Below are 5,845 nucleotides of genomic sequence, written 5' to 3'. Positions count from 1 at the left end.
CCTGTTTCCGGAAGGGTAACCGGTTCTTTTTTTCTTCCATCGTAGGAAAGCTGCCATTCTGTAGTTTGAGGGTTAAAGACTACCTCAAGTGCAAACTTGGAAAGTCGGGCCTCGATATACCTAGCGGCTGCTGCTCCATCTCCTGTCCTTACATCTCCCCAGTTACCTTGGGTTTCTATCAGCAAGTCCTTTTGCCCTAAATTCACTATGGCATCACCAATGGAGGCATCACCATGAGGGTGGTACTGCATTGACTGCCCTATGATATTGGCCACTTTATTGAAACGGCCGTCATCCATTTCCTTCATGGCATGCATGATCCTGCGTTGCACAGGCTTAAACCCATCCTCTATAGCAGGGACTGCACGCTCCAAAATAACATAGGAAGCGTAATCCAAAAACCAATCTTGATACATTCCGGAAACAGGCACAACATTTTGTAAGCCTTCATCTCCATCCATTGGTAAATCTTTTTCTTCACTCATGAATTAACTTCATTTTTTACTTGAGTATTTGAGAACAATCTCAAAATACTTTAGCCCAATAATTGGGTTGATATTGTATGAATATATTTCCTATCGGCCTCTATTCCTCCTTATACTGAGCGGAGTCTTAAGCAAAAACCCTAGACATTAGTACAAGCTATAGCTCAGCTAACTCGCGGGTAATTCAGGAGTAATAACCTTACTTTAGGCCACTTCCTTTTCTTCACTTTCTTCCCCGTTAGTCTTATCCTCTGCTCCCAGATCCAGGTCTTTTTCAACCTTCAGTCTATTAATAATAAACTCTTGTCTGGTAGGCGTATTTTTTCCCATATAAAAGCCTAACAAATCGGCAATTTTAGTTTCCTTGTTTAGGATAATGGGTTCCAAACGGATATTTTCACCGATAAAGCCACCAAATTCACTGGGAGAAATTTCTCCAAGCCCCTTAAATCGCGTAATCTCTGATGTTTTACCTAATTTATGAATGGCACGTTGACGCTCTTCATCAGAATAGCAATAAATGGTTTCTTTTTTGTTTCGCACCCTAAAAAGTGGGGTTTCAAGAATAAAAAGGTGTCCATTTTTCACCAAATCAGGGAAGAATTGTAGAAAATAGGTCATGATCAACAAGCGAATGTGCATCCCATCGACATCGGCATCAGTGGCAATGACTATTTTTCTATACCTCAATCCATCTATCCCATCTTCAATATTCAAGGCGTGTTGCAAGAGGTTAAATTCCTCATTTTCATACACCACTTTTTTGGTCATCCCAAAGCAATTGAGTGGCTTTCCTCTCAGTGAAAATACTGCTTGCGTCTGCACATTTCTTGACTTGGTGATTGATCCGGATGCGGAGTCACCCTCTGTAATAAAGAGCATGGTTTCATTCTTCTGTTCCTCCTTAGCCTTATTGTCATCATAATGAACCCTACAATCTCTCAATTTCTTATTGTGAAGATTGGCTTTTTTGGCCCTCTCATTGGCCAATTTCTTGATGCCTGAGATTTCTTTCCTTTCTCTCTCCGATTGAAGAATTCTCTTCAGTATAGCATTGGCAGTATCCGGGTGTTTGTGCAAGTAATTGTCAAGTTCTACTTTTACAAAGTCATTGACAAATGTCCGCAAAGTAGGTCCATCAGGTCCTACACTGTGAGAGCCTAATTTGGTTTTGGTTTGGGACTCAAAAACAGGTTCCATCACCCTTACTGCAATGGAAGCCACCACACCTTGCCTTATATCCGCAGCATCATAATCTTTTTTGAAAAATTCCCTGACCGACCTAACAATAGACTCTCTAAATGCTGCCAAATGTGTTCCACCTTGAGTGGTAAACTGCCCATTGACAAAGGAGTAATACTCCTCACCATATTGGTTGGTATGGGTTAGGGCCATTTCGATATCATTGCCCTTAAGGTGTATGGTAGGATATCTTCTGCTATCATCATCCACCTTTCGGTCCAATAAGTCCAACAGGCCATTCTGAGAAAAATATTTGACCCCATTAATGGTTAGCCCACTATTCAGGAAAGCATAATTCCAAATTTGGTTTTCAAGGTATTCCGGTATAAAATGATAGTTCTTAAAGACCGAAGGATCCGGAGAAAAAACAATCTTGGTACCATTTCTTTCCGAGGTTTTGGCCACCGGACGATCTTCTACCAATTCTCCTTTATTGAATTCCGCAACTTTTGTTTGGCCTTCTCTAAAAGATTGAACCTTAAAATATTCTGATAAGGCATTCACTGCTTTGGTACCGACCCCATTTAATCCTACAGATTTTTGGAAGGCACCTGAGTCATATTTACCTCCCGTATTGATTTTGGAAACACAATCAATGACCTTCCCCAAGGGTATTCCCCTACCATAATCCCTGATTTCGACTTTGTGCTCACTGATCTTCACCTCAATGGTTCGACCATTTCCCATCATGTGCTCATCGATACTGTTGTCAAGGATTTCTTTTACCAAAACATAAATACCATCATCCTGCGCACTACCGTCTCCCAGCTTACCAATATACATACCCGGTCTTAATCGGATATGCTCTTTCCAATCGAGGGATTTTATACTATCTTCAGTGTATTGTACGTTTCCTGCCATATTTTAACTGTTTTCTGCCTTAAACTGTACCTGTTTTTACCTGTTTCATTTTGCCTACCAGTACTATAAATAAGCCTATCACCCATGCAGCCAGTAAAATGGGGACAAGGTAAAAGAAAACATTGTATTCAGTATTCCTAATCTCATTTTGATTGGTAAGGCTATGGATATAAAAGACCATTATACTCAGGCATAGGTTACCCACACCGATAAAGGAATATATCCATGCTAAAATCCGATCCCTATAACTATCTCCTACCGGAAAAAGCCTGTGTAGGGCATTGCTGCCTTTCATTTCTATCATTTTCCCGGGTATCACCAATAGGACATTGTATACAAAAAACAGAATGACTGTAAAGTAAAAGAAGCTTTCCTTACTCACTTGCTTTACAGGCAATCCTTTGCTGTTTTGCTCGTAAGTGGCAAAGTCCGGCATGGAAGCATAAGCATACATAAAAACAAACAAAAACAATCCTATTGAAAGGAAGTAAAAGAATTTAGCAAAACGGGTGTACATAATTTTCTATTTAGCCAGCAAATATAAAAATTAATCCAGTACCAAAAGCGGAAAGTCCTCCGGCCTTTTTGAAAAGAAAATTCAAAGGCATGGTATTTACCTGAAATTCAGGATCCGATCCGCTTCATCTCCTATGCCATGAATGATTAATTTATCTTTCTCCACTGTGACAATAGCGCCAAGTGCAGGAGATTCAGCCTCCACCATGCCTAAAAAAGTCAGGTGGTGCATGCCGTTTTCATCCCTGTAATAGTTGCCGGCGTGATGGTGGCCTGAAAACCAAGCCACCATGGCTGGGGAATGGCCTATTCTGTCCAGCACTTCTTTGTGATTGAGTAAATGTAGCCCATTTTCCGGCAATAGCGGGTAATGACAAAACGCCACCACACGCTTTCCCTCCTCCTCTGCTTTATTGACCAAAGCTTCCATCCATTGCAATTGTTCCTCCCCTACGCCTCCATTCCAAGGCTTCACATTGTTTGCTCCTTCTGCTTCTAAACCTTCCATCATCATCAAAGCTTCCTCATGTTGGGTAGAACCTTCCGGATGTCCTTCCATGCTTATGTCCATTCCATTGACCATCATAAATACCATGTCTCCAACCTCTATGGAATGGTATCCATTTTCGTTCCCTACTTTTTTGCCTACTTTTTGTTTAAGGCTATCCGTTACTGAAAAATCATGATTTCCCCAAACATAATGAAGAGGAGCTTTACTCTCTTCTAAAATGGACAAAGGGGCATCGAAACTTTCAAAATTACGGTCTATTAAATCCCCCAGATGCACAGTAAATTTAAGGTCATAGGCGTTTAAAAAAGGAATGGTTCGTTTAAGGGTTTCCAAAGTCCCCCGGTAGTTTCGCTTTCCTGCAGTTTCAACGTCGGCATACTGTATGTCTGACAATACACCAAAAGAAAAACTCTTCCTACTATTTTTTGCTTCCATTAATTGTATCATTTGATCGGCATATCGCTCTCCTAATAAAACCTGACTCGGACTATCAAAGTGGGTACTATCGAAGGTAGTTGTTCCAAAAGAAAGGGCCAGTCCAGTATGAGGCATCAACTTCGGAAGGCTTAACAAAGTGTCATTAAGCGCCTTTCGGCTAATTTTGTCCTCTGACAATTGTCCGGCCACAAAAGGCAAATCGGGTAAATGGAGGCTGTCACGCAGGGCGGTAATCAAGTGACTTATTTTCCCCAAGTACTGATCGGCTTCCTTTACATCACCTTCGCCTTGATGCCAGATAATGCCTTTGATCTTACCACTTTCTGCAGCGAGTCTTGCACGAGAGATAATTTCTGAAAAGAACAAGGTTCCCGGCATCCATTCATCAATTACACTTCCTCCTTTGGCATTGACCACCAGACCAATTTTCTTATCCTGATTGTAATCATGCATTTTTCTGGCAAAACCATAGGCAGGGCTTAGTCGTTGCATGCTCACCACTTTCCTAACTGTTGAATACAGGTTTAATGGATTGGTGGCCGGCAGCCATTCTTTTCCGGTAAAAAGAAAAACATCTTCTATCGGAGCTTCTAAATCCGCTATGATTTCTGCCCTCCCGGCCATGTTGGATTGACCTATGGCCAAATAAATATCCAAGCTATCAATCTCCTGAGCTTGGAGAATAAAAGTGATGGGCAATAAAAATGCTAGCAATAAGAACTTCTTTATAAGGACGGACATAAAGGTGAATGGATTTTTATGGAAAAAGATGTGCTAAGATTAAAAAAATTCCATTAAAATCACCCGTTTTCACTCCGCTTTTTGCAAAAGTTCGGCTACTTTTTCCTCGATAAGTGGAAGGGAGTCCCTTAACTCATCAAAACCATTCACAATAAAATACCTGTCCTGAAATTTATTTTTCCAAAAAGGGGTATTCAATACTGCCTCCACCTCATAGGCACAATGTCTGGGTTCATCCGAAAGGCTATAATGCATTTCACCGGAGGAACTAAGTATTCCTGCTCCATATGCTTTAATCTCGTTTTTCTCCCTAATTAGACCATACTCCACAGTGTACCAATAAACCCTTTCAAGCAATTCTAAAGCCAATGGATTGTCGATATACCTTAAGGAGATAGTGGCTAAACCCTCTAAAAATTGAGAAAAGCTTTCATTCATCAATAAGGGAAGATGGCCAAAAGCATCATGAAATAAATCAGGAGCTATCGGGTAATCCAATTCATCCAAACTTCTTAGCCAAGAAGTAACTGGGAATTTTTTGGCTTGCAGTAAAGTAAAAAACAAGCCATCATTAACCCGCCCCGGGACCACCTGTACCCGCCATCCTGTGTTCATCCCTAATCGGTAAGACACTTCCTTTAGGTTTACTATTTTTTCTTCATTCAGGTGCAGAGCCTGAACCCCCTTCAAATACCCTTGCGCAGCAACGGCCTGCAGTTTTTTTGACTGTTTCTTAAATAAGATTTCCCAAACTTTATAATCTTCAGCATTATAGGTCCTTATGTCTTGTTGAAAAAGGCCTAAGCCGGGGTCAGTGAATATTCTCTTGGAACGTATATTTTTCATTTTTTATCGCAAAAATTAAATGGCTTTTAAAGGCATTAACTTCGTCCTTTAAAAACTTACTTAGCATTTAAACGAATTTTTAAAGCAAAGGATTGTAATTTCATCTCTGTTTGGAAAAGATTTGCTCTAATAAAAAAAATATCACTGACTTACACTATTTTATATACTTTAAAATTTGTTAAAAGTATAAAACAGCTAAAAATTT

General features: G+C 40.2%; 5 protein-coding genes. All 5 read right to left on the bottom strand.

Features of this window, described 5'->3' with window-relative positions:
• A partial coding sequence (locus tag AAC037_RS18365; protein ID WP_339904623.1) for a DNA gyrase subunit A occupies positions 1 to 485 on the bottom strand: 485 nt, incomplete at its 3' end.
• Between the two features lie 204 nt (positions 486 to 689).
• Entirely contained in the window at positions 690 to 2,588 is a 1,899-nt protein-coding gene (locus AAC037_RS18360; RefSeq protein WP_339904622.1) for a DNA topoisomerase IV subunit B, read from the bottom strand.
• A gap of 19 nt (positions 2,589 to 2,607) precedes the next feature.
• Positions 2,608 to 3,105 carry a DNA topoisomerase IV gene (locus AAC037_RS18355; protein WP_339904621.1) on the bottom strand — a complete coding sequence of 166 codons (498 nt, stop codon included), beginning with the start codon at positions 3,103 to 3,105 and terminating at the stop codon, positions 2,608 to 2,610.
• A gap of 96 nt (positions 3,106 to 3,201) precedes the next feature.
• Positions 3,202 to 4,794: a sialate O-acetylesterase gene (locus AAC037_RS18350; RefSeq protein WP_339904620.1), complete on the bottom strand. Its 1,593-nt coding sequence runs from the start codon at positions 4,792 to 4,794 to the stop codon at positions 3,202 to 3,204.
• A gap of 69 nt (positions 4,795 to 4,863) precedes the next feature.
• Entirely contained in the window at positions 4,864 to 5,640 is a 777-nt protein-coding gene (locus AAC037_RS18345) for a phenylalanine-4-hydroxylase (protein WP_339904618.1), read from the bottom strand.
• Between the last annotated feature and the right edge of the window lie 205 nt (positions 5,641 to 5,845).

Source organism: uncultured Cyclobacterium sp., assembly GCF_963976465.1.
Taxonomy (GTDB): domain Bacteria; phylum Bacteroidota; class Bacteroidia; order Cytophagales; family Cyclobacteriaceae; genus Cyclobacterium.
Note: the sequence above shows the minus strand (reverse complement) of the source record. Positions and strands in the feature narration are given on the sequence as shown.

What these genes read in the sequence shown, in the direction of transcription:
- AAC037_RS18360 (WP_339904622.1), bottom strand. Translation starts at nt 2,588, where the DNA reads ATGGCAGGAAACGTACAATACACTGAAGATAGTATAAAATCCCTCGAT.
- AAC037_RS18355 (WP_339904621.1), bottom strand. Translation starts at nt 3,105, where the DNA reads ATGTACACCCGTTTTGCTAAATTCTTTTACTTCCTTTCAATAGGATTG.
- AAC037_RS18350 (WP_339904620.1), bottom strand. Translation starts at nt 4,794, where the DNA reads ATGTCCGTCCTTATAAAGAAGTTCTTATTGCTAGCATTTTTATTGCCC.
- AAC037_RS18345 (WP_339904618.1), bottom strand. Translation starts at nt 5,640, where the DNA reads ATGAAAAATATACGTTCCAAGAGAATATTCACTGACCCCGGCTTAGGC.